Below are 21,993 nucleotides of genomic sequence, written 5' to 3' on the forward strand. Positions count from 1 at the left end.
CGGCCATGGTTTTGTCCGGGGGAATGCCATGATCAGTTCAGCTCACGCGCGCACGGTCGCCAATCTGGCGGCGGCTTCTTGCCTGGCGCTGCTGCTTGGCGCCTGCGGCGGCGGCATGAGCCTGCCGTCCTTTTCTTCCTCCTCACCGCCCCCCGAGGCCGAGCCCGGCACCGGTCCGGAAATGCCCGCCTCGATCCGCGCCGACGAGATCGTCGGGCGCTGGGGCCTCGCCTCGTTCCAGAACCCGGCCGACCGCGCCCGCACCGAGGCTGCCGCCCGGGCCCAATGCAAAAATCCTTATGTGATCACCGCCGGCTCCTCCGGCGGCGTGATCATGCATCTGGCGGACCAGGCAACACCGCAGGAGCTGCGGCTGAAGGGTTCGCCCAGCGGCAAGAACTATATCGGGCCGGCGGGTCCGACGCCCGGCGAGCAGGACCGCGAGATCGTCTCCTTCGACGGCCGCGTCCTCATCACCCGCTTTATCGACAAGGACGCCGCCACCCGCTACGGCAACATGGTCTACGTCCGCTGCGCGCCGAGGGCGTAATCGCGGCGCCGGCCTAGCCACTCGTCATTGCGAGGAGCGAAGCGACGAAGCAACCAGGCTGCTTCCGCGGACACAGTCCGGATTGCTTCGCTTCGTTCGCAATGACCTCCCAAACAAAAAAACGCCGGCTTGCGCCGGCGTTTTGTTTTTCCGGAGTGTCGCGTCCGCTCAGTCGAACAGCGCGTCGATGTCGTCCTGCGAGGCGTGGCCGACGTCGCCGGCGAGCTTCGGGCCGTTGAGAAGCTTGTCGTCGTCGCTGCGGGTGTCGACCTGCGGCACGACGTGGGACTTGATCGCGTCGACGCCGCCCCAGATCTCCATCATGGAATTGATGTGCTGCTCGATGAACTTCATCGTGCTCATGACCTTGCTGATGCGCTGGCCGGTCAGGTCTTGGAAGTTGCAGGCTTCGAAAATCGAGATGACGCGTTCCTGGATATCGTCGGCCAGCCGCTTCTGCTGATCGGCCGATTGCACCTTGGCCATCGCGCTGGCCGCCTGGTCGATCGACTCGGCGGCTTCGAGGATCTGCTGGGTCGCCTGTTCGGTGCCGCCGACGACCGCGCCGAGCTCGCCATTGACCTTGGCCATTTCGCCGCCGTCGAAGCTCTTGCCGTGCAGTGTCGCGATCTCGCGCTTGGTGCGGTCGATGGCGTCGTGGATGAGGTCGAGCTCGACCTTCAGCTTCTCGCACTGCTCGATCTGCGCCCGGTAAGTATCGAGCATGGTACGGGCTTCGGAGAGCTCGTGGGCAGTGGAGGCGTCGATCGCCGCCATGGCGGCGCTGCCGGACAAGGGCGCGGTGCCCTTCGCCATCTGTGCACGGATCGCACGCAACTCGGCCATGATCTCGCTATGCATCGGCGCAGCCTCCTCAATCATTTCGGGGCTGGGCATCTCGCCGACAATAGCCTCCTCGACACGAAAACGTTTGCGGTGAATAGCCATCAAGAACTCCCCCCACCTCACTCACGCGTCTTTGTAGGCAGAAGCGATTTAACACGAAGTTCACAGCCGGAACTGTCGTCTCGGTTGTGCGCGACGGCTTGCAAACGGGCGATTAACCATGCGTGCAAGGCGTTCATCGAAAATAAACGCTGATCGCCAAATTGCACCGCTGCCGACGACGTGGTGAATCGAAATGGCGTTTTCGTTTACCAAACAAAACGGCTTTTGCTCTTTATTGACCACGTCGCGGGTGCGGATCAGCGGTCAGCTTGCCACGACGCATGTGATCTAGACGAAACAGTACAGAGTACGTCGATGTTCAAGAAAATGTCTGTCGCGCTGCTTGGCAGCGCTTGCACCTTCATTGCCGGCGCCAACAGCGCCAGCGCCTTCGACAATAGCGTGCCGAACGATCCGCCCGCGGTGCTCTATCAGCCGCAAGTGCCGCCTGCGCCGGTGCGTGTCGCCTCCAATGCGAACATGGGCGGCGGCTTCATCGAGTTCATGTTCGGTGACGGGCCCGGTCGCGGTCCGGCCTACGCTCCGCAGCAGCCGATGTATCAGCAGCAGCCTGGTTATTATGACCAGCGCCGCCTGCCGCCGATGGGCGAGCCGCAGACGCAGGGCGCAGGTCTCCAGCAGGAGGCGGTCGATCCGCGGCAGCGTCAGTTCGACCCGAGATTCGAGAAACAACTCGTTGACTATAGCGGCAATGAAAGCGCCGGCACGATTGTGGTCGATACGCCGAACAAATTCCTCTATCTCGTCGAGGGCAACGGCCGGGCGATGCGCTACGGCATCGGCGTCGGCCGTCCCGGCTTCACCTGGTCCGGCGTGAAGTCGATCACGGCCAAGCGCGAATGGCCGGCCTGGACGCCGCCGGCGGAAATGATCGCGCGCCGCCCCGATCTGCCCAGGCACATGGAAGGCGGCCCGGAAAATCCGCTCGGCGCGCGCGCGATGTATCTCGGCTCGACGCTTTACCGTATCCACGGCTCCAACGAACCCTGGACCATCGGCACCAACGTCTCCTCGGGCTGCATCCGCATGCGCAACGAGGACGTCATCGATCTCTACGGCCGCGTCAATGTCGGCACCAAGGTCGTCGTGATGTAGGCGCATAGCGCTCGGAACCAAAACGGCCGCCTCATCGGCGGCCGTTCTCGTTTGGAGCAAGGATAAAAAGCGTCAGGCGTAATCGCTGCCGCCATCATCTCCGCCGCCGAAATCGCTGTCGTCGGCGAGGTCGACATTGCCGCCGTCATTGTCGTTCTGATCGTTGTAGTTCTGGTCGTCGTTCGAAGCGTGGTCGGCGAAGCCCTGCCGGGACGCATCACCGCGGTTCGAGCCAACGTCGTCGAGGCCGGCATCACGCGCGAGCGAGCCGCCGGACTGATCGCTGCCGCTCCAGGGACTTCCACCAGCGCTGCGGTCGCCCAGGGCATTGGTGTCGCCGAAGGCCTGCTGATGCGATCCGCCCATCATGCCGCGGATGCTGGAGAGCAGCAGCGAGCCGCCAACGACGCCGGCTGCGGCTGCCGCCGCCGTTCCGAGGAACGAACCGCCGCCACCGCCGACCGGCGGCGCGCCATAGCCCTGACCGGGGCCCTGACCGTAAGCCTGCCCGGAGGGCGGCTGGCCATAACCGGGCTGGCTTTGCTGCATCGCCTGGCCGCTGTTCCACACCGGCCGCGAGTCACGCGGCGGCACGTTCGGAACCGAGCCGCGCGATGGACCCCCGCCGAACAGCGTGTCGCGCATGGTGTCCAGGAAACCGCCGGACTGCGCCTGTTCGGGCGCCTGCGCCGCCTCCAACTCCTGGATACGGGCATGGGCGCGCTTCAGCGCTTCGTCCTGCAACAGCACGGTCTGCACCAGCGCATAGATCGCGCCGGGCGCCTTGCGCAGGCCGTCGGAGATTGCGGCGATCGCGTCGGGATCGCGCGGTGCATTTTCCAGTTTCGAAAGCCGGTCGAAAAGCTCGTCGACGAGCTGGCGTTCCTGCGGCGTCATGGTCAGTCTCCCTCGCGCAAAACAAGCGCGAGGCAGATGTAGGGTTCCATTGTGGCCCCAACAGTGCCGGCAGGATTAAATTTCGGTATGCGACAAGCTGCCCCGCGGGCGGCTTTTCGCAAACTGTCGCCGGTTTCATCCCAGCGTGACGCCGCTGTCCGTCAGCAGGCGCGCGAAGGCATCGCCGGCGAGATAGGCGTGCTCGCGTTCGCGGACATCCGTCATCGGGTCGAGCCCAGTGAGGATGTCGTCGACGAAGCCGGGATGACACATGATGAGACCGCCATCCGGCAGGCCTTCGAGGAAATGCCGCATCAGCTCGCCGAAATCGGCCGCCTGCGTGAAATCATAGGCGCCGGCGAAGCCGGGATTGAAGCTGAGGGCCGCGCTGCCGGCACGGCGGCGGAATTGCGCGCTGAGGATATCGAGCACCATGGCTTTGGGTGAAGCCAGCCGCTGCATCAGCGGCAGGTCGCGGCCGCCTTGGCGCACCCAGGCTTTTGGCGCGACTTCGGCGACTGCGTCGATAAAGCCGTCGCGCACCTGCGGGTAGAGCTGCACATGCTGATGGCCGTCGACGAAGTCAGGCGCGCGCCCGAACGCTTTCGCGAAGGCTGCCAGCTGCGCCTTGACCTCGTTGCGAAAGAATTCGCGGTCGAGCCTTCGCGCAAGACCCGCGCGCAGCAGCTTCGGAAACGGGAGAAACATGTCGCCGTCGAGTGGGCGGAAATGCATGGTGAGCGGCCGGAACGGTGCCGACAATGTCACGTGCAATCCGATCGCGCAGCGCGGGCTCGCTTGCGCTGCCGTCTGGAGGGCTTCGATCTCGCTGCGCTCGACCGCAGGTCCCCCCATCATAACCGAGGTGGCGTTGAGACGGCCGCGTTCGATCAGGTCGCGGATGGCGCGATTGACACCCGGGCTGATGCCGTAATCGTCGGCGCAGAGCCAGATCCGCCGCGGCGGCGCGGCCGCGTTCATTCGGCCGCCGTCCTCTTCGAGGCGTCGTCAGCCTTGTCGGTCTCGAAATGCTTTTCACTGTGCTCGGCGACGAAGTAGATCGGGCGCGCCTTCAGCTCGGAGAGGATCTTGCCGATATATTCGCCGACGATGCCGATCATGATGAGCTGCACGCCGCCGATCGTCATCAGGCCGATCACGAGTGAGGGATAGCCGGGCACCTGCTTGCCGGTGGTCAAGACCTCCCACAGGATCGACAGACCGAACAGGAACGCTCCGCCGGCGAGGATCACGCCGAGCAGGCTGGCGAAGCGCAACGGCGCCACCGAGAACGAGGTGACGCCTTCGATCGAAAGACCAAGAAGACGCGCGGCGCTGAAGGTTGTCACGCCATGGGTGCGCGGCGCGGGCTCGTAATCGACGCGGATCTGGCGGAAGCCGATCCAGCTCGCGAGGCCCTTAAAGAAGCGGTTGCGCTCCGGCAGCTGCCTCAGTGCTGCCACCGCGCGCGGCGACAGCAGGCGGAAGTCGCCGGCGTCTTCGGGAATCTTCTGGCGCGCGCCCCAATTGATCAGCGCATAGAAGCCGCGCCCGGCGAGCCGCCGCAGGAACGGTTCGTTGTCGCGATGCGCCTTGGCGGTATAGACGACGTCGTAGCCGTCCTCGATCCAGTGCCGCACCAGTCGCTCGACCAGCGACGGCGGATGCTGGCCGTCGCCGTCCATGAACAGCACCGCGCCGAGCCGGGCATGGTCGAGGCCGGCCATCAGCGCGGCCTCCTTGCCGAAATTGCGCGACAGCGACACCACCTGGACGTCGACCGCGTCGGCCGGCAGCGAGCGGGCGATCGACAGCGTCGCGTCCGCGCTGCCGTCGTCGACATAGACGACCTCGCAAGCCAAGCGATAGCGCTGACGCAAGGTCTTTGCGAGATCGCAGATGCGCTGGTGCAGGGCGGCGAGGCCCGCCGCTTCGTTGTAGAGCGGGACGACAATCGACAGTCCCTTCGCGGCGGTGCTTGCCGCGATGGTCGTCATGCCGGAAACGTCAGAGCCCAGCGTCATCGATCAAGGTTCCAGAGGCGTTCAAGGTCATCTCAACAGCATATGGTAGCTGTCGTTTGCTGTCGCTACGCTGAACGGAATTGCTCAACAAACTTTGGGCTCACTGCCGCAGGAACGCCTCGAGCCTGGCGAACAGCGGGTTCTCCCGGTCGAACACGTAATCCAGCGAAACCACCGAGACGGTCTCGGCGCCATGCCCGCGCAGGAAGCTTGCGAGTGCGTAGAGCTGGCCCGGCGGGCAGTGCAGCGTGAGCATGCCCGACGAGGTCGGTCCGCCGAACGGGGCTTCGACGCCGAAGCGCTCGTGGGCCTCGGTGAGCATGGCCGCGTCGCACTGGCGGAAGCGGGTGCGGACTTCGCGGTATTTGTTGGCCCGCGCCCGCGCCGCGATGTGATCGAGGATGATTCGCGCGGTCTCCCGCGCCTGCGGCGACCAATCGGCGTCTCTTGAGGCGACCAGATTGGCCTGGCTGCGCAGGATCACGCCGTCGTCGAGCACCCGCAATCCGTTGGCGGCGAGGGTCGCGCCGGTCGTGGTGATGTCGACGATCAACTCAGCGCTGCCGGCGGCCGGCGCGCCTTCGGTCGCGCCCGTGCTTTCGACGATGCGGTAATCGGTGATGCCCTGGCTCTGGAAGAAGGCGCGGGTGAGGTTGATGAACTTGGTCGCGACCCGCATGCGCATGTGATGCTGCTCGCGGAAGCCGGTGGTGACGTCGTCGAGGTCGGCCATGGTGCGGACGTCGATCCACGCCTGCGGCACCGCGACGACGACGTCGGCATAGCCGAAGCCGAGGCCTTCGATCAGGGAGACGCGCTTGTCGGCGTCCGCGATGGTCTCGCGCACCAGATCCTCTCCGGTGACGCCGAGATGCGCCGAGCCGCGGGACAGTTGCGAGGCGATCTCGCTCGCCGAGAGATAGGCGACCTCGACATTGTCGAGGCCCGCGAGCGTGCCGCGATAGTCGCGGGCGCCGCCCGCCTTCGACAGCTTGAGCCCGGCGCGGGCGAAGAAGGCCTCGGTGTTTTCCTGCAGGCGGCCCTTGGAGGGAACGGCCAGAACGAATGGCGCGCTCATGACTTAAGCTCCCACCTTGCGGCCGATCCGGGTCAGCGCATCCACCCAGACCGAGAAACCGACCGCGGGGATCGGCTCGGCCGATCCAAGCTGGGTCATCAGCCCGTCATAGCGGCCGCCGGCAACCAGCGGCTCGGCGCCGTTGCCGCGGTGATGCAGCTCGAATTCGAAGCCGGTGTAGTAGTCGAGCCCGCGCCCGAACGCGGTCGAAAACCGCGTCCCCTTCACATCGATGCCGCGCGCGGCCATGAAGCCGACCCGGCTTTCGAACTGGTCGATCGCAGCACTGAGGTCGAGCTTTGCATCATTGGTGAGCGCGCGCAGTTCGGCGATGGCGTCGTCGGGGTTACCCGATATCGACAGGAAACGCTTGAGCACGGCGATGGCCTCGCGCGGCAGCGCGCCGCCCTTCAGCGTCGACTGCTCGAGGAAGCGGTCGGCAATCTCGGCGGTGGTGCGGCCGCCGACATTGGTGGTGCCGGCGATCGACATCAGATCGGTGACGAAAGCGAGTGCCGCCTTGCGGTCGGAGCCGGCGAGCGCCGCGAGCACGCCCTCATATTCGCTGCGGGTCGCGGTGGTCGCGGCTGCCAGCCGCTCGAGATCCTGCTCCAGGCTGATCTTGCGGTTGAAATCCTTGACCAGGCGGCGGCGCCAGACCGGATAGAGGTCGAGTGCGTCGAGCAGCGCGTTGAACAGCGCCACGTCGCCGGTGCGGATCTCGACGTCGCGGACGCCGAACGCGGCGGTCGCCTCCAGCGCCAGCGCCAGCATCTCGGCATCGGCCGCAGCGCGGTCAAGACGGCCGAACGATTCGATGCCGGCCTGCAGGAATTCGCTGCTCTGGCCGTTGCGGTAGCGGAACACCGGACCGAGATAGCTGAACCCGGCCGGCTGGCCGGCACGGCCAGAGCTGAGGTAATCGCGGGCCACCGGAATGGTCAGATCCGGGCGCAGGCAGAGCTCCTCGCCGGAGAGGTCGGTGGTCAGGTACAGGCTCTTGCGGATATCCTCGCCGGAGAGATCCAGGAACGGTTCGGCCGGCTGCAGGATGGCGGGCTCGGCCCTGACATAGCCGGCCTGCGCGAACGACAGCAGCAGCGTATCCGCCCAGGCGGCGGAGCCGGCAGCATGTGAGGTGGCAGTCGCGGTCATCTCAGGGGTCCATCGTCCCGGTGGAACCGGGCAGGGCAAGCAAGGGGAGCGAATTGCCGCAGGCCTTAGCATGGCCCGAAAGCGGTTTCGACCTCCAAAGGATCAATCGCTTAACAGCGTCGGAGCGAGGCGGTGTGATCAGAGGAGGCGGCGGCCTAATCAGGTCCGGCGCCAACTAGGTAATACAGCACCTGTTCATCCCGCTGCAATCGACCCAGGTAGGTAGGGAGGCTCACCTCACCCCCATTCATTTCGGGCCAAGGACGTCTCCGGGGCGCTTCCACGAGGAATGGGTCGCCTGGGGCGCCCCATCCGCGAGCTGCTCGGCCCGTTTGAGAATGCTCCACCGGTTGCATACTCAATTTGGGTAGGGGGGACGATCCGTTCGCAGAGCCTTCGTTTACAATGCGAGTTGGTTTCCGATTCATGTGCAATCGCAACCGATGGTATCCGGTCGCGCGACACACGCTGGCCTATATGCTGTTTTCGATCTGCGACATGTTCCGGCACTAAGACGAATTCGATCCACTCGACCTTCTGATCGTTCATGCCATCTCAATGCTCCGCGACTGCGGCGCGCCGGCGTCAACGGGCCGGATGATTTGCGTGGCGCTAAATCGCCGTTTCCTAGAAGAAGGCCAAGTAAGCAGCAGAACATGGATCAAAGCCGTCTAGTCCCTGCTCGCGAGGGAATGCAAAAGAGAGCGGCGGATCGCTTGATGTCGTTCCAGGATCTCAAGCCGTCCTCGGCGCTCGAGCTCAATTCGTATGACATCGATCATTTCGGCGAGACCGAGAAATACGCCGGCGCATCGAGCATGCCGTTGTCGGCCGGGGTGACAGCGATCATGCGTGCCCGGCTCACCTTGCCGACCCTGACCCTGTCGCTGTTGAAAACCTTCCCCCGGATCATTCGAGGCTATCAGTTCACCAATGCTGCCGCAGTGGCGGTACCGATGGATCACGTGACCTCTGCCCGCATCAACGGGCAATCGATGGGCGGTTCTGTCCTCGTATTGAAAGGTGATTCAGATTGCCTGGTGCATGAGCCGGAGGGGCGTCTGCTGGCAGTGGTCTACTTCAGTCCATCCGGGCGGGAGCCATTGCCTGAATTGGGCGATGGATGCCATTTGCTGAATCCGGCGCCGGACGTGCTTGCCTCGCTGCGCCGTCTGATCTCGATCTCGCTTGAAACCGCAGCAAATGACCCAGACTTCTTGAACGAGCCAGCTTCGCAAAAATTTGTCGAACAGTCACTGCTCAGCACGATGGACGCGGCGATCTGGTCCAGCGTCGCAAGCGGACCTGTCTCATCCACCGCCGAGCATTATCGCCGGATCGTAGCTGATATGGAGAAACTGATTCGGCGCGATCTGATGATCTGGCACAAGACGACCGAACTGGCGGAGCAGGCGGGCGTGTCGGTCCGGACTCTCCAGAGTGCGACACGGGCCATCTGCGGCATGAGCCCACATCGCTATAGCCGGGTCTTGCGCCTCTGGTCGGTGCGCAAGCAACTGCGCACCGGTCGAGCGGGCCGGAGTGTGAAGTCCTGTGCGCTTGCGCATGGTTTCTGGCATCTCAGCGAGTTCGCAGCGAGCTACAGAGAGGCTTTCGGAGAGTTGCCTTCGGAGACCCTGAACCGATCGCTACGAGGCGAATAGCAACGTGCCTTAGCCGCGTTCGCCAGCCCAGTCGCCCAGCACCGCCTGCACCAGCGCCAGCGCGGCCACTGCGGCCGTGTCGGCCCGCATGATCCGGGGTCCCAGCGCCAGCCGCAGGATTTTCGGCTGCCGCAGCAGCAGCGCCCGCTCTTCCTCGGCAAAGCCGCCTTCGGGGCCGATCAGCACGTCGATTCCCTCCGCCGCGCCTGCGCCTTGCAGGCTCTGAATGGGGTTTTCGAGCTCCGCCGCCTCGTCGCAGAAGATGAGCAGGCGGCCCGCGGCGCGCTGGCTGAGGAAGCGCTCCAGCGGCATCGGCTCGCCAACGGCGGCGATGCTGAGAATGCCGCATTGCTCGGCCGCCTCGACGACATTGGCGCGCATCCGCTCGGTATTGACGCGGGAAGCCTGGGTGAACCGGGTCAGCACCGGCTGAAGCGAGGCCGCCCCCATCTCGATGGCCTTCTGCACCATGTAGTCGAGCCGGGCATGCTTGAGCGGGGCGAAGACATAGGCGAGGTCGGGCAGCCGGTCCTGCGGCCGGGTCTGCTGGAGGATGACGAGGCCATCGGGCCGCTTGCGGCCTTCGATGGCGGCCTGCCACTCGCCGTCGCGGCCGTTGAACGCCAAGACCTCGGCCCCGGCGGCAAGCCGCAGCACATTGCCGAGATAATTGCTCTGGTCGCGGTCGAGCTCGATCCTGCCGTCCTGGGCGAGGGGGGCATCGACGAACAGGCGGGGGCCGCGGAAATCGTGGGAGGGCATGGTTCAAAGGTCCGATTTGGCGCCGTTCTTAGCCGAAAGCAGTACTTTCGGGGTAAATTTTGCCGAAATGGTGCGTCGGCGCGCCGCGCTCCTGCCCTATTCAACGGGTTGTTAAGGGCCGGCGGGAATCGTAAAATCGCGAGCACGCTGGTTGCGCTTCAATTGGGAAGACGCCGAACCCCGCAAGCTCCTGCCGGAGAGACTGCCTTGATGATCCGTCATTTGATGGTTCCGATCACTGCCGCCATGGTCACGATGGGCTCCGTTTGTGCCTATGCGCAGGGTTTCCCCGCGCCGCTGCCGGGTCAGGCCCCAACCAGTTCCGCGTTTCCGCCCGTGAACGGGTCGGCGCCCGTTGCCTCCGTCGGCGGCGCGCCGCAATCGTCCTTCCCCGTGAACGGCGCCGCGCCGGTCGGTGGCGCCGGCGCCTTCAGCGCGGCTCCGCCGACGCAAGCCGGTCCCGGCGAGGACTGCATGAAGGCCTTCATGCCTCTGCGCGAGGATGCCGAAAAGCGCGGCAAGCTGATCAAGGCCGCGAGCGACCGTCACGCCCCGCCTGACGAGGCCTGCAAGCTGATCCGCAACTTCAGCCAGGCTGAGACCAAGATGATCAAGTACATCGAGGCCAACGCCTCGAAGTGCGGGATTCCGGCGCAGGTCGGCGCGCAGATGAAGGACGGCCATAAGAACACCGAGGCCATGGCGGCGAAGGTCTGCAATGTTGCGCAGCAGATGCAGAACCAGCCCCGCGGTCCGGCCGGTCCGTCGCTGAGCGAAGTGCTGGGTTCGGCCTCGGCGCCCGAGGCCAATGCGGGCAAGAAGGGCGGCAGCACCTTCGACACACTCAACGGCAACGTCCTGACCCGATGAGCGACACATCCGCCCGCGTTGCCGATTCCACCGGCAACTGGGTCGATACGCGCGCACCGCAATGGGCGCGGCCTTATTTGCGCTTGTCCCGCTTCGATCGTCCGATCGGCTCCTGGCTCCTGTTGATGCCGTGCTGGTGGTCGGCGGCGCTCGCCGCCGGCATGGCGCATGACGTCCGCGGCCTGCCGCTCACCATCGTCCTGTTCTTCATCGGCGCCTTCGTGATGCGGGGGGCAGGCTGCACCTGGAACGACATCACCGACCGTGACCTCGACGACAAGGTCGAGCGCACCCGCTCGCGGCCGCTGCCGTCGGGCCAGGTGAGCGCGAAGCAGGCGCTGGCCTTCATGGTCGCGCAGGCGCTGATCGGGCTCGTGGTGTTGCTGCAGTTCAACCGCTTCGCGATCCTGACCGGCATCGCCTCATTGCTGATCGTCGCGATCTACCCGTTCATGAAGCGCATCACCTGGTGGCCGCAGATCGTGCTTGGGCTCGCGTTCTCCTGGGGCGCCTTGATGGGATTTGCCGTCACCTTCGGGCGCATCGACGTCACCGCGCTCGTGCTCTATGCCGGCGCGATTTCCTGGGTGATCGGCTATGACACGATCTATGCGCATCAGGACGCCGAGGACGATGCGCTGATCGGCATCAAGTCCACCGCGCGCCTGTTCGGTGCGCATACGCACCAGGCGCTGATCCTGTTCTACGGCCTGGCGGTGCTGCTGATCGGCGTGGCGCTGGCGTCGGGCGATGCGCGCTGGCCGGCCTGGCTCGGACTTGTGGCCTTCGCCGTGCATCTGGCCTCGCAGATCGCGCGGCTGAATATTAGCGACGGCGAACTCTGCAAGCGCCTGTTCTATTCGAACCGCGACGCGGGGCTGTTGTTGTTTGCGGGCTTATTGGCCGACGCGGTGATGCGGGCGGCTTAACTCCGCGCGATGATCTCGCGCTCATCGCGATGCACCGACAACTCGCGTGCGACACCGGCGCGGCGGCGCATCAGAAATTTCGGACGGCGGTCGCGGATCGCGTTGGCGCGGCGGCGGCGTGGCGCGGGCTTGCGTGCGCCTTCGTCGAGCTGCGGAAGCGCGAACAGCTCGCTCCAGATCGCCCAGGCCTCAACGAGTTCGTCGCCATCGGCGCTGACCAGCAGCGGAATGGAGAGCGAGGGATCGCGATGCACCAGGACGAGGGTCTGGGCCTCGTCGTTGCCGCGCAGCGCGACGCCGATGAAGTCGCTGACGCGAACATTGATTGCCATCCGCATGCCGCGGACGGCACGGCGCAGCACGACACGTTCGCGATGAAGCTCGATCTGCCGGACATAACCGTCGGCGCGCGGATCATGCGCATCGAAGCGGACCGGAAGGGAAAGGGGGTCGAGCCGCAGGGAGCGGCTCGACCCGGCGGGAGCGATCCCGCTTGTTGCTGTTTGACGCCTCACGGCTTTAGTTCTCCCCGCCGGGATTATGTTCCCGGTCGATGTGAGGACCTTAGCGCGAGCCTTTCCGAAACCGCTTAAAAAGGCTGGTTAATCCAACCTCACCGCCGCTCATGATTGACAAGACCTTGGCACGCATGATTGACGAGACGTTGCGCGCAAGCTGCGAATCTGAGCTTTTGGTGGGCTGAAAATGCTTGAAGTCCGCGCGATCAGGGCACATCTGTGGGTTCCGGTCCCGCAGCCCGCCCCAACAGGATTTCGTTTGTGAACCCTTCACCAAGCTCGACGCTTTCGCCCAAGGATTCGTCCACAGCCGGTCGCGACCTGTTCGATCAGTCTGCGCTCTCCGATCTCGCGCAGCGGCTGGTGGAGGCTGCCCGGCGCGCCGGCGCGGATGCGGCCGATGCGGTCGCCGTGCGCGGCGTCTCGCAAGGCGTCGAGGTCCGCGACGGCCGGGTCGAGGAATCCGAACGTTCCGAGGGTGACGATGTCGGCTTGCGCGTGCTGGTCGGCCGGCGCCAGGCGGTGGTCTCGACCAACGACGCCAGCGGCGATGCCGTGACCAAGCTTGCCGAGCGAGCGGTTGCGATGGCGCGTGTTGCACCCGACGACAAATATGTCGGCCTTGCCGATCCCGCACTGCTCGCGCGCGACTTCCCCGATCTCGATCTGCTCGACCCCGACGTGCCCGCGACCTCGGAACTCGAGCGCCGCGCGCTCGAAGCCGAGGCTGCGGCGCTCGGTGTGAAGGGCGTGACCAAATCCGGCGGCGCCTCGGCCTCCGCCGGCATGGGCGGCATGGTGCTCGTCACCAGCACCGGCTTCCACGGCTCTTATCTGCGTTCCAGCCAGGGCATCTCCGCCACCGCCATTGTCGGCGACGGCACAGGCATGGAGCGCGACTACGATTTCACCTCGGCGCCGCATGGTGCCGATCTGCTGTCGCCGGAGATCGTCGGCCGTTCCGCGGGCGAGCGCACCGTGGCGCGCGCCAATCCGCGCAAGGTCGAGACCTGCAAGGTGCCTGTGGTGTTCGATCCGCGCGTCGCGGGCTCGCTGGTCGGTCATGTCGTCGGCGCCATCAATGGCGCTTCGATCGCGCGCAAGACCAGCTTCCTGAAGGACAAGCTCGGCCAGCAGCTGTTCGCCAAGAACATCCGCATCATCGACGATCCCCTGCGCAAACGCGGCCTGCGCTCGCAGACGTTCGATGCCGAAGGCGTCGCCGTGAAGAAGATCGCGCTGATCGACGAAGGCGTGCTGACGACGTGGCTGCTCGATTGCGCCACCGCGCGTGAGCTCGGTCTCACCACCACCGGCCACGCCCATCGCGGCGTCTCCTCCTCGCCGTCGCCGGGGCCGTATAATCTGCACCTTGAACCCGGCACGCCCACCCCGGCCGAGCTGATCTCCGACATCAAGCAGGGTTTCTACGTCACCGATTTGATCGGCTCGGGCGTCAACGGCGTGACCGGCGATTACAGCCGCGGCGCCTCCGGCTTCTGGATCGAGAACGGCGAGCTCACTTATCCCGTGAGCGAGGTGACGATCGCCGGCCATCTGTTCGAGATCTTCAAGTCGATGCAGCCGGCGAACAATCTCGAGTTCCGCTACGGCGTCAATGCGCCGACGGTGCGCATCGAGGGTTTGACGCTTGGCGGACGTTGACGCGAACGCAACAGGCGAAGCCATCCTGACGCGCGACGCGGCGCTGCTGCAAGACACGGTGCGGGAGGCGGGCGCACTCGCGCAGTCGATGTTCCGCACCGAGCTGAAGAAGTGGACCAAGGGCGCGTCCTCGCCGGTCTCGGAAGCCGACATTGCCGTCAACGATCTCCTGGAAGCTCGCCTGCGCGCGGCGACGCCCGACTATGGCTGGCTGTCGGAGGAGAGCGCCGACGACGAGGTGCGGCTGTCGCGGCGACTGACCTGGATCGTCGATCCCATCGACGGCACCCGCAATTACCTCAACGGCCATGACGAATGGTGCGTCAGCGTCGCGCTGGTCGAGGACGCCTCGCCGGTGCTGGCCGCGGTGTTCGCACCGACGAGCGATGAGTTCTTCTTCGCCGCCCGCGGCCGGGGCACGACCCTCAATGAGGTGCCGGTGCGGGCGACGGCGGGATCCGAGCTCGACTTCTCGCGGGTCGCGGGTCCGAAGCCCCTTGTTGAGCGCCTGAAGCCGTCACTGGGCGAGATCAAGCTGCATCCGCGAATCGGTTCGCTCGCGCTGCGTCTGTGCCGGGTCTCCCATGGCGCGCTGGATGCGGCTTTTGCGGGCGGCAACAGTCATGATTGGGACCTTGCGGCGGCGGATTTGATCGTGCAGGAAGCCGATGGTAGGATGAGCGATCTCTCCGGAGATCCCATCCTCTATAACCGCCGGCAAGTCACGCATGGGGTGCTGGTGGCAGCGGGTCGCGATCGTCATGCGAACATTGTCTCGCATTTTCGAAACCGCCCCTTGCCGTGAAGCGCTTTCTCGTGCTTGTCGAACACTGCTTTGCCGGGCAGCCCGTTAGGAACAGAACCGATGCCAGATAGTGCCCCGCAACAACTGCTCCACCTCGTCGTCGGCGGCGAGCTCGTCGATCTCGAGCACAACACCTTCAAGAACCTCGACGACGTCGAGATCGTCGGCCTCTATCCGAACTATGCGACCGCGCACGCCGCCTGGCGCGCCAAGGCGCAGAGCACGGTCGACAACGCGCAGATGCGCTATTTCATCGTCCACCTCCACCGGCTGCTCGACCCGAATCAAGAACCGGCGCGTTGAAAAAGCTGCTTCGCAATACGCTGAGGAGCAGCTTCGTCCAGCGTGCCGTCGGAATCCTGGCGGCCGAATATCTGCGTCTGGTCTGGCGGACGAACAAATTCACGTTCGATCCGCCTGACGTCTATGACCGCGTCGAACCGCAGATCCCGGCGATCTTCGCGTTTTGGCACGGCCAGCATTTCCTCACCCCCTTCATCAAGAACAAGGACTGGTACAAGGCCAGGGTCCTGATCTCCCGTCACCGCGACGGCGAGTTCAACGCGATTGCCGCCGAGCGGCTCGGCATCGGCACCATCCGCGGGTCCGGCGACCATGGCGGCGCGTTTCACCGCAAAGGCGGGGTCGGTGCCTTCAAGGAAATGGTGCGGACGCTCCAGGACGGTTGTAATGTCGCGCTGACCGCCGACGTCCCCAAGCGCTCGCGCGTGGCCGGGCTCGGCATCATCATGCTGGCACGGGAATCGGGGCGGCCGATCATGCCTTTTGCGATGGCGACCAGCCGCTTCGTCCGGCTCCAGAACTGGGACCGCACCACCATCAACCTGCCGTTCGGGCGGGGCGCGTTGGTCGGCATCAAGGAAATCCACGTTCCGCCGGATGCGAACGCCGCCACCATGGAAGCGCTGCGGCTCGAGCTGGAGGAGACCTTGAACGAGGCGACCCGCCGCGCCTATGCGCAACTCGGCCGGCCGGGACCTGCAGATGCCTAAATCGCTGCCCGGCTCGCTGCCGTTGACGCTGCGGATGTACCGGCGCCTGGCGCGGGGCCTGGTGCCGCTCGCGCCTGTGCTGATCAAGCGGCGCCTGAAGCAGGGCAAGGAAGATCCCGCGCGCGTCGGCGAACGGCGGGGCCTGTCCCGGGACGTGCGGCCGCACGGTCCGCTGGTCTGGATTCACGGCGCCAGCGTCGGCGAGGTCCTCGCCGCGGCGGCATTGATCGAGCGCTTGCGCGATCTGAACCTGCGCATTCTGCTCACCTCGGGCACGGTCACGTCGGCCGCCATTGTGGCAAAGCGCTTTCCACCCGACGTCATCCATCAATACGTGCCGTATGATTCCCCGCGTTATGTCGCGCGCTTCCTCGACCATTGGAAGCCGTCGCTGGCGCTGTTCATCGAATCCGATCTGTGGCCGAACCTGATCCTGGCCGGCGCCGCGCGCCGCGTGCCGATGGTGCTGATCAACGGGCGGATGTCGCCGCGCTCGTTCCCGCGCTGGCGCCGCATGCAGGGCACCATCTCGGCGCTGCTGTCGCGGTTCGACATTTGTCTGGCGCAGTCGAAGACCGATGCCGAGCGCTTCTCGGCGCTCGGCGGCCGCGACGTCGTCACCACGGGCAATCTCAAGCTCGACGTTCCCGCGCCGCCGGCCGATCCCGCCAAGCTCGAACGGCTGATGGCGATGACGCGCGGGCGTCCGATCATCGTCGCGGCCTCGACCCATCCGGGCGAGGAGGAGATGCTGGTGGCGGCGCATCGCAGCCTCGCCGGTTTCTTCCCGCAGCTCCTGACCGTGATCGTGCCGCGCCATCCGGATCGCGGCTCTTCGATCACGGGCCTGATCACGGCGTCCGGCCTGAAGCCGGCCCTGCGCTCGCGCGACGAGCTGCCGACGGCTGCCACCGACGTTTATGTCGCCGACACCATGGGCGAGCTCGGCCTGTTCTATCGCCTCTCGGACATCGTGTTCATGGGGGGATCGCTGATCCACCATGGCGGCCAGAATCCGATCGAAGCGATCAAGCTCGGCGCGGCCATCGTCCATGGTCCGCACGTCTTCAATTTCGCCGACGTCTACGAGGCGCTCGATCACAGCGGCGGCGCGCGCCAGGCCGACACGCAGGAGCTGCTGATCAAGCAACTCGGCCAGCTGCTTGCCGATCCTGCCCTGCGCCAGAAGATCCAGCGATCGGGCGCCGGCGTGGTCGAGGATCTCGGCGGCGCGCTCAACCGCACCATGACCGCGCTCGAGCCTTATCTTCTGCAGTTGCGGATCGAGATGGGGGCCGCCAATGCGTGAGCCGGCCTTCTGGTACCGGCCACGTTCCCTCGAATCGTACGCATTGGGGCCACTGGGTGCGCTCTATGGCGCGATCACGGAACGGCGGATGCTGCGCGAGGGCGTCGATGCCGGCATCCCCGTGATCTGCGTCGGCAACTACCATGTCGGCGGCGCCGGCAAGACGCCGACCGTGCTGGCGCTGACGAAGCTCCTGCGCGAGCTCGGCGAGACGCCGGTGGTGCTCAGTCGCGGCTATGGCGGCAGCCTCAAGGGTCCGGTGATGGTCGACCGGATGCGTCACACCGCATCCGACATCGGCGACGAGCCGCTGATGATGGCGCGCGACGTCCCTGTTGCAGTTGCGCGCGACCGCCTCGACGGCGTCGTGCTGGCGAAGTCGCAAGGCGCCACCGTGATCCTGATGGATGACGGTTTCCAGAACCCGCGTCTTCTAAAGGACACCTCGCTGATCGTGATCGACAGCGAGCGCGGCCTCGGCAACGGCAAAGTGTTTCCGGCCGGTCCCCTGCGTGCGCCGCTAAAGGCGCAGCTCGCGCGCACCGACGCGCTGGTCGTGATCGGCGGCGGCCGCGCCGCCGACGATGTCGCCGCCGAGCTTGCCAGGCGCAACAAGCCGGAGCTGCGCGCGCGGCTGAAACCCGACGCCGGATCGATCGCAAGACTGTTGGGCAAGCCGGTGTTCGCGTTCGCCGGCATCGGCGATCCCGAACGGTTTTTTCGCACGTTGCGCGCCAGCGGCATCGAGGTCGCGGCTACGCGGGCCTTCGCCGATCATCACATGTTTTCGAACGACGAGATCGCGGCCCTCGCTGCGGAGGCGCGGCGCGAGCAGCTGACGCTGGTGACGACGGAAAAGGATCTCGCCCGCCTGCACGGCCGCGAAGGCGTGCCGGATGGCATCGTGCCTTTCGCCGTCCAGCTCGCGTTCGACGACCCGGCTGCGCTCCGGCAATTGATCAGCGATCATCTCTACAAGGCGCGCGAGCGGCGCTTTTCAAGGCGTTGAAAGCCACTGTCGTCCTTTCAGGGCGACGACGACATTCAGGCGCCATTCATCGCAAGCTCCTATCGTTTTCAGACGATCAGGAGAATGCGATGAAGTTGCTGCTTGCCGCCTCACGCCTGCGGCTTGGGCGCGCCCGGGTAATGCCGCTCGAGCACGGCGGCCGGCGTGGCGTAGGCTTCCTGCAGGTCCACGCTCCAGTATTTCAACTCGTCGAGCGGGATCCGCGTATCGGTGATCGCGCAGCGCACGAAGGTCCCCGGCGAGATCACGCGGAAATCGCCGTCGAGATACTGCACCTGCGCTTCGCCATGGCCCGAGGGGCCGAACTTGTTCAGCACGGTCGAAAGTCTCCGTGGAAGGCCGCTCCGGGATCACCTTGGAGGGCACGATGTGTTGGACGGGATGTAGCATAGATAGGGTGGCTTGTCCGCCCGGTAAACCCACCGGTTTGTGATGTTTTGGCGCCGTTTCCGCGTGATAGTGCTGGAGCGAAGGATCCAACGGCAAAGTTCGATGCGCCTTCCGTTCACCGCCCTGTTCCTGACCTTCCTGATCTCGGCCGCGCAAGCGTCGCCGGCGCCGCAGCAGGTCGAGATTCCGCTGGCGTCCGGCGTGCTGCATGCGCAGCTCTACAAGCCCGAGGGCGCGGGGCCGTTTCCGACCGTGATCGCGCTGCACGGCTGCGGCGGGCTCGGTGGCCATTCCGATTCCGTCCTGCCGCGCTATCGCGACTGGGCCGAGCGGCTGCTCAAATCCGGCAACGCCGTATTGCTTCCTGACAGCTACGGCTCGCGCGAGCTCGGGCCGCAATGCCGCGTCAAGGACATCCACGTCAAGGCGCGGCGCGAACGCGTCACCGACATCGCGGCGTCGCGCGCCTGGTTGATGCGGCAGAGTTGGGTTGCGCGCGACCGCGTCAGCCTGATGGGGTGGGCGAATGGCGCCAGCGCGCTGCTCTGGGCCGTGCGTCCGCAGAGCCTTGCGCGCGATGTGGGCCCGGATTTCCGCGCCGCGATCGCGTTCTATCCGGACTGCAGGATTTCCGCAGGCCTGGGGTGGAGCACACGGGTGCCGACGCTGGTGCTGATCGGTGGCAATGACGACGTCTCGTCGCCGCCGGCCTGCCGCCAGATGGTCGATGGTGCGCATGGCCGCAGCGCGCTCGCGCGCATCGTGGTCTATCCCGGCGCCTATCACGATTTCGACCGCGCCAACACGCCGCTGCATGCGCTCGCCGGCAGCCTTGATGCCGCCGCACCCGAGCACGGCCATCTCGGCACCGATGCGGCCGCGCGCGCGGAGTCGCAGAAGGAAGTCGCGGAGTGGCTGGCGCGGTAGGCTGGAATGAGCGGGCTCGCCGCGCCGTAGCTCGTGAGAAGCGAAGGCGGGGCCGCCCGAGGGAACAACAGCGGACAGCCCCGCATCGACCACCGCCCTGCACGGAAAATGGCCGACCGTGAATCTACGGTTGGCGTGCCGTGATGGTTTCAACCCGTGACGACGCCATCATTCGACCACGATATCGATTAAACGCAATCCCATGCGCAACCGCTTCGTCCTGTTCTCCTCCGCCCTGATCGTCTTCACCGTCGCGGTCTTCCTGTTCGAAGCCCATCTGTTCGAAGCCCATGCCGGCGCGCCAATGCGTGCGCCGGAACATTGCGGCTTCTGGACCACGATCGACGCGGGATTGTCCTGCCGGTAGGGAGGGCTGCTGCCGCACCGTCATTGCGAGCGCAGCGAAGCAATCCAGACTTTCCGGTGAGGGGTTCTTGGATTGCTTCGTCGCAAGGGCTCCTCGCAATGACGAGCTTGGGATTGCGTGCCCGTGCCACACTCTCGCTGTCATCGCCCGGCTTGACCGGGCGATCCAGTACTCCGAGACGTCAGTGGCTCATCGAGAGGCTGCGGCGTACTGGATTCCCCGCCTGCGCGGGGAATGACACTGAGGGTGGCGCGACGCCCTCGCGCCTCTAAAACAAATTCCCCTGATCCACCGGCTTGCCCACGCGCTTCGGCGCAGGCTTCGCCTCTTGCGCCGCCGCCTTCGCTTGCGCCGGCGCGCGCTTTGCCGTCGGCGCTGCACGATCCGCATCCGCGGTCGCGCCCACACGGCCATCCGCAAACTCGATCTCGACCCTTGCACCAGGCCCGACGCTGTCGGCCGAATGCAGCGGATGGCCGGCCTCGTCGCGCACCAGCGCAAAGCCGCGCGCGAGCACGCCGCGATAGGACAAGGCGGAGAGCAGCTTGCCGCTGTTCTCGACGCGGGCATCGAGCCGCTGCAACAGCGTCACCAGCGCGCGGCCCGCGCGCTCGGCAAGGCGATGCGTGCGTTCGCGCTGGCGGTGAATCGCGTTGCGCTGCGCCTGCGCATTGGAGAGCTTTGAGGCACGCAAGCGCACCTCCAGCCCGGCAAAGCGGTCGCGCCGTCGCCGCAGCAGCGAGCGCGTGGACAGCCCGAGCCGCTCGCCGCACACCGTGAGGCGATGATCGGCCTGCGCGATCTGGCCGTGCAGCACCCGCAGCGTCAGCTTGGCGCCTGCGGCGGTGAACCTGCGGAAATGCGCGTGGGTGTTGGCCTTGAGGCAGCGGGGCAGGGACGCGCCCGCCGAATCCAGCCGCTGCCGCGGGATCGCCAGCAAATCGCCGGCGGCCGGCAGCGCGCGCGCGGCGGCACGCAGCTCGCTGCGACGGCTCTCCTGGCCGCGTTGCCAGCAGGACCGGGTGCGTCGCCCGAGATCGCCGACCTCGACAAAGAGATCGCTGCGCACCGGCACCGCCATCTCGGCCGCGGCGGTCGGCGTCGGCGCGCGCTTGTCGGCGACGAAATCGATCAGCGTGATGTCGGTCTCATGCCCCACCGCCGAGATCAGCGGGATCATGCTCTCGGCCGCGGCACGGACCACGATCTCCTCGTTGAACGACCACAGATCCTCCAGCGAGCCGCCGCCGCGCGCGACGATCAGCACGTCGGGCCGCGGAATCTTGCCGCCCTCCGGCAGCGCATTGAAGCCGCGGATCGCGGCCGCGACCTGCTCGGCCGAGCCTTCGCCCTGCACCTTGACCGGCCACACCAGCACGTGGCGGGGAAAGCGGTCCTCCAGCCGATGCAGGATGTCGCGGATCACGGCGCCGGTCGGCGAGGTCACCACGCCGATCACCTCGGGCAGCCACGGCAGCAGCTGCTTGCGCGCCTCGTCGAACAGGCCTTCGGCGGCGAGCTTCCGCTTGCGCTCCTCCATCAGCGCCATCAGGGCGCCGATGCCGGCCGGCTCCAGCGCCTCGATCACGATCTGGTATTTCGAGGAGCCCGGATAGGTCGTGAGCTTGCCGGTGGCGATGACCTCGAGCCCCTCCTGGGGCTTGAAGCGCATGCGCCCGTGCACGCCCTTCCAGATCACCGCCTCGATCTTGGCGCTCTCGTCCTTGAGCGCGAAATAGCAATGGCCGGAGGAATGGGCGCCGCGGAAGCCGGAGATCTCGCCGCGGACCCGGACATGGCCATAGGTGTCCTCCACCGTCCGCTTCAGGGACTGCGAGAGCTCGGAAACGGTGAATTCGGGGGTGTTGAGCAGAGGCTCTGCTGCAGTCGGCATCGGCAAACGATTCGGCATTTTGGGGTCAGACCCGACGTTAAGGATTTTCGCCGCGCGGCGCCAATCCGGGGATTGACCAGAA

Annotated in this window: 23 protein-coding genes; 13 read left to right on the top strand and 10 right to left on the bottom strand. The window is 65.9% G+C overall.

The genetic code is table 11. The features are described 5' to 3' along the window. The first annotated feature begins 28 nt into the window (after positions 1 to 28). Positions 29 to 550 carry a hypothetical protein gene (locus IVB41_RS06600; protein ID WP_007596953.1) on the top strand — a complete coding sequence of 174 codons (522 nt, stop codon included), beginning with the start codon at positions 29 to 31 and terminating at the stop codon, positions 548 to 550. A 168-nt stretch (positions 551 to 718) separates the two neighbouring features. Here the strand turns inward: IVB41_RS06600 and IVB41_RS06605 are convergent, their stop codons facing one another. Next, complete coding sequence (locus tag IVB41_RS06605; protein ID WP_007614982.1) at positions 719 to 1,498, bottom strand: protein phosphatase CheZ; 780 nt, start codon at positions 1,496 to 1,498, stop codon at positions 719 to 721. Between the two features lie 315 nt (positions 1,499 to 1,813). Here IVB41_RS06605 and IVB41_RS06610 point away from each other — a divergent pair, with 315 nt between their 5' ends. Beyond that, entirely contained in the window at positions 1,814 to 2,614 is an 801-nt protein-coding gene (locus IVB41_RS06610) for a L,D-transpeptidase (protein ID WP_027565440.1), read from the top strand. Between the two features lie 72 nt (positions 2,615 to 2,686). On the opposite strand, the gene IVB41_RS06615 is transcribed toward IVB41_RS06610, so the two are convergent. From IVB41_RS06615 to IVB41_RS06635, 5 genes are all read right to left on the bottom strand, one after another. Next, positions 2,687 to 3,511, bottom strand: coding sequence for a DUF2076 domain-containing protein (locus IVB41_RS06615; RefSeq protein ID WP_247428166.1), 825 nt, complete (start codon positions 3,509 to 3,511; stop codon positions 2,687 to 2,689). 135 nt (positions 3,512 to 3,646) lie between these two features. Then, positions 3,647 to 4,492: a ChbG/HpnK family deacetylase gene (locus IVB41_RS06620; protein WP_247428169.1), complete on the bottom strand. Its 846-nt coding sequence runs from the start codon at positions 4,490 to 4,492 to the stop codon at positions 3,647 to 3,649. Beyond that, the gene (locus IVB41_RS06625; protein ID WP_247284639.1) at positions 4,489 to 5,535 is read right to left on the bottom strand and encodes a glycosyltransferase family 2 protein; all 1,047 of its coding nucleotides are present in this window, start codon (positions 5,533 to 5,535) and stop codon (positions 4,489 to 4,491) included. The genes IVB41_RS06620 and IVB41_RS06625 overlap by 4 nt, the downstream gene beginning before the upstream one ends. A gap of 100 nt (positions 5,536 to 5,635) precedes the next feature. Beyond that, positions 5,636 to 6,613 (bottom strand): ATP phosphoribosyltransferase, encoded by a 978-nt coding sequence (gene hisG, locus IVB41_RS06630; RefSeq protein ID WP_018453440.1) that lies wholly within the window; start codon positions 6,611 to 6,613, stop codon positions 5,636 to 5,638. 3 nt (positions 6,614 to 6,616) lie between these two features. Next, positions 6,617 to 7,768, bottom strand: a complete 1,152-nt coding sequence (locus tag IVB41_RS06635) for an ATP phosphoribosyltransferase regulatory subunit (protein WP_247428172.1) — start codon at positions 7,766 to 7,768, stop codon at positions 6,617 to 6,619. Positions 7,769 to 8,487: 719 nt separating this feature from the next. Between IVB41_RS06635 and IVB41_RS06640 the strand changes: the two genes are divergently transcribed. Continuing rightward, positions 8,488 to 9,432 (top strand): helix-turn-helix domain-containing protein, encoded by a 945-nt coding sequence (locus IVB41_RS06640; protein WP_035961012.1) that lies wholly within the window; start codon positions 8,488 to 8,490, stop codon positions 9,430 to 9,432. Positions 9,433 to 9,441: 9 nt separating this feature from the next. Here the strand turns inward: IVB41_RS06640 and IVB41_RS06645 are convergent, their stop codons facing one another. Then, positions 9,442 to 10,194 (bottom strand): 16S rRNA (uracil(1498)-N(3))-methyltransferase, encoded by a 753-nt coding sequence (locus IVB41_RS06645; protein WP_247428177.1) that lies wholly within the window; start codon positions 10,192 to 10,194, stop codon positions 9,442 to 9,444. Positions 10,195 to 10,404: 210 nt separating this feature from the next. On the opposite strand from IVB41_RS06645, the gene IVB41_RS06650 reads away from it, so the two are divergent. Both IVB41_RS06650 and ubiA read left to right on the top strand, forming a co-directional pair. Continuing rightward, positions 10,405 to 11,064: a hypothetical protein gene (locus IVB41_RS06650; protein ID WP_247428180.1), complete on the top strand. Its 660-nt coding sequence runs from the start codon at positions 10,405 to 10,407 to the stop codon at positions 11,062 to 11,064. Further along, positions 11,061 to 11,993 (top strand): 4-hydroxybenzoate octaprenyltransferase, encoded by a 933-nt coding sequence (ubiA, locus tag IVB41_RS06655; protein WP_027565431.1) that lies wholly within the window; start codon positions 11,061 to 11,063, stop codon positions 11,991 to 11,993. The genes IVB41_RS06650 and ubiA overlap by 4 nt, the downstream gene beginning before the upstream one ends. Here the strand turns inward: ubiA and IVB41_RS06660 are convergent. Next, positions 11,990 to 12,508, bottom strand: a complete 519-nt coding sequence (locus tag IVB41_RS06660) for a DUF6101 family protein (protein WP_247428183.1) — start codon at positions 12,506 to 12,508, stop codon at positions 11,990 to 11,992. The two genes, ubiA and IVB41_RS06660, sit on opposite strands and share 4 nt — an antisense overlap. Positions 12,509 to 12,772: 264 nt before the next feature. Between IVB41_RS06660 and IVB41_RS06665 the strand changes: the two genes are divergently transcribed. Genes IVB41_RS06665 through lpxK form a run of 6 tightly spaced genes read left to right on the top strand, consistent with a single transcriptional unit; the run spans position 12,773 to position 18,312 of the window. Continuing rightward, positions 12,773 to 14,176, top strand: coding sequence for a TldD/PmbA family protein (locus IVB41_RS06665; RefSeq protein ID WP_027565429.1), 1,404 nt, complete (start codon positions 12,773 to 12,775; stop codon positions 14,174 to 14,176). Beyond that, positions 14,163 to 14,981 (top strand): 3'(2'),5'-bisphosphate nucleotidase CysQ, encoded by an 819-nt coding sequence (locus IVB41_RS06670; RefSeq protein ID WP_027565428.1) that lies wholly within the window; start codon positions 14,163 to 14,165, stop codon positions 14,979 to 14,981. Before IVB41_RS06665 ends, IVB41_RS06670 begins: the two co-directional genes overlap by 14 nt. 60 nt (positions 14,982 to 15,041) lie before the next feature. Further along, positions 15,042 to 15,284, top strand: coding sequence for a DUF4170 domain-containing protein (locus tag IVB41_RS06675; protein WP_007596929.1), 243 nt, complete (start codon positions 15,042 to 15,044; stop codon positions 15,282 to 15,284). After that, a complete protein-coding gene (locus tag IVB41_RS06680; RefSeq protein ID WP_027565427.1) occupies positions 15,281 to 15,994 on the top strand; it encodes a lysophospholipid acyltransferase family protein in 714 nt (237 codons plus the stop codon). Before IVB41_RS06675 ends, IVB41_RS06680 begins: the two co-directional genes overlap by 4 nt. Next, entirely contained in the window at positions 15,957 to 17,303 is a 1,347-nt protein-coding gene (locus tag IVB41_RS06685) for a 3-deoxy-D-manno-octulosonic acid transferase (protein ID WP_247428186.1), read from the top strand. The genes IVB41_RS06680 and IVB41_RS06685 overlap by 38 nt, the downstream gene beginning before the upstream one ends. Continuing rightward, positions 17,296 to 18,312, top strand: coding sequence for a tetraacyldisaccharide 4'-kinase (gene lpxK, locus IVB41_RS06690; protein WP_247428207.1), 1,017 nt, complete (start codon positions 17,296 to 17,298; stop codon positions 18,310 to 18,312). Before IVB41_RS06685 ends, lpxK begins: the two co-directional genes overlap by 8 nt. 110 nt (positions 18,313 to 18,422) lie before the next feature. On the opposite strand, the gene IVB41_RS06695 is transcribed toward lpxK, so the two are convergent. Continuing rightward, positions 18,423 to 18,650, bottom strand: a complete 228-nt coding sequence (locus IVB41_RS06695) for a DUF2093 domain-containing protein (protein ID WP_007596922.1) — start codon at positions 18,648 to 18,650, stop codon at positions 18,423 to 18,425. A 175-nt stretch (positions 18,651 to 18,825) separates the two neighbouring features. Between IVB41_RS06695 and IVB41_RS06700 the strand changes: the two genes are divergently transcribed. Together IVB41_RS06700 and IVB41_RS06705 are read left to right on the top strand one after the other, a co-directional pair. Continuing rightward, entirely contained in the window at positions 18,826 to 19,650 is an 825-nt protein-coding gene (locus IVB41_RS06700; RefSeq protein WP_247428210.1) for a dienelactone hydrolase family protein, read from the top strand. Positions 19,651 to 19,852: 202 nt separating this feature from the next. Then, positions 19,853 to 20,017 (top strand): hypothetical protein, encoded by a 165-nt coding sequence (locus tag IVB41_RS06705; protein ID WP_106941443.1) that lies wholly within the window; start codon positions 19,853 to 19,855, stop codon positions 20,015 to 20,017. A 268-nt stretch (positions 20,018 to 20,285) separates the two neighbouring features. On the opposite strand, the gene xseA is transcribed toward IVB41_RS06705, so the two are convergent. Beyond that, a complete protein-coding gene (gene xseA / locus IVB41_RS06710; RefSeq protein ID WP_407062470.1) occupies positions 20,286 to 21,929 on the bottom strand; it encodes an exodeoxyribonuclease VII large subunit in 1,644 nt (547 codons plus the stop codon). Positions 21,930 to 21,993: the final 64 nt, after the last annotated feature.

Source organism: Bradyrhizobium sp. 44, assembly GCF_023073095.1.
Taxonomy (GTDB): Bacteria; Pseudomonadota; Alphaproteobacteria; order Rhizobiales; family Xanthobacteraceae; genus Bradyrhizobium.